Source organism: Aestuarium sp. (genome assembly GCF_023253315.1).
GTDB classification, from domain to species: Bacteria; Pseudomonadota; Alphaproteobacteria; order Rhodobacterales; family Rhodobacteraceae; genus Marivivens; species Marivivens donghaensis.
Genome location: NZ_JALRGW010000115.1, coordinates 1 through 901 on the forward strand (window position 1 = coordinate 1; position 901 = coordinate 901).

The 901-nt window shown below is 52.9% G+C and carries 1 protein-coding gene and 1 pseudogene; one reads left to right on the forward strand and one right to left on the reverse strand.

What is annotated here, in order from left to right; genetic code table 11:
• Positions 1-407: 407 nt before the first annotated feature.
• Positions 408-521, forward strand: a pseudogene (locus AC1QQ2_RS14490) (IS6 family transposase); the annotation flags it as partial.
• Positions 522-556: 35 nt separating this feature from the next.
• On the opposite strand, the gene AC1QQ2_RS14495 reads toward AC1QQ2_RS14490, so the two are convergent.
• Positions 557-901 (reverse strand): hypothetical protein (locus AC1QQ2_RS14495; RefSeq protein ID WP_479713676.1); only part of this gene is annotated, 345 nt, incomplete at its 5' end.

A 901-nucleotide genomic window follows, 5' to 3' on the forward strand; every position in this document is an offset into this window, starting at 1 on the left:
AAAAAGGCGCTGGGGAGGTTTTCACAGCTGCAGCTTGTGAGTGGGTTGGAGGTTTAATTAGTGATGACCAACAAGTGATAACAGTCACACGGAATGTTTTGGATCGATTTGGAAGTTTACACTAGATCCACTTCGAAAACAGCTGGAAGAGTTAAGTTTTGTCCCGAGTTGCTTAGATATTTATGCATCTTGAGATCGCTCAAGGGCTCGATTTCATGTGCGGCCACTCCCTGACCGCACGTGTAGACTGAGCGGCATTGGTTAGGCTGATGCCGCTTTTTTTCCGACTTTGACATACTAGTGTTCGCACTGTCAGACTAAACGGCCTTGAGCAGGATAGGGGACGTGGTTAGCGTTTTGGGAAGACCAAGCGCTCTCCATTTAGATATTTCAAGACGAGCCCAGAGGTGATCCGCTTAGCGGTCATGCTCTATGTACGGTTCCCTCTGTCTCTTCGTAATGTGGAAGATCTCCTGCATGAGCGGGGGATCGATGTTAGCCATGAAACTATAGGTTATTGGAGATCGGAAGAGCACACGTCTCCTGCTTCCCACCCTTACTCCCCAAACACCATTTCTTCCTGCTTTTCCCAACTCGCCGTCACGAGATCCGTCATCTCGCGGATGGTGATGCTCGGAACCTCCCGCCCATAGACGAGCCTTCGCAGAACCTCGGGCGCAAGATAGGTCAGCCGCAGATGCCGGCTGACGTAACGCTCATGATTGCCAATGGCGGCCGCGAGATCTTTCGCGGTTTCAAACTCACCGGAGTCGAGCCTGCGCCGCCATGACCAAGCAAGTCCAACGGCGCGTAGAAGGTTGCGACAATCGCCAGGCTCCGCGGGTTCCTGAGTGATGTTGTCCGGTGGAACGATCCTCGGTCGCCCGCTGCGCTTCCGAAT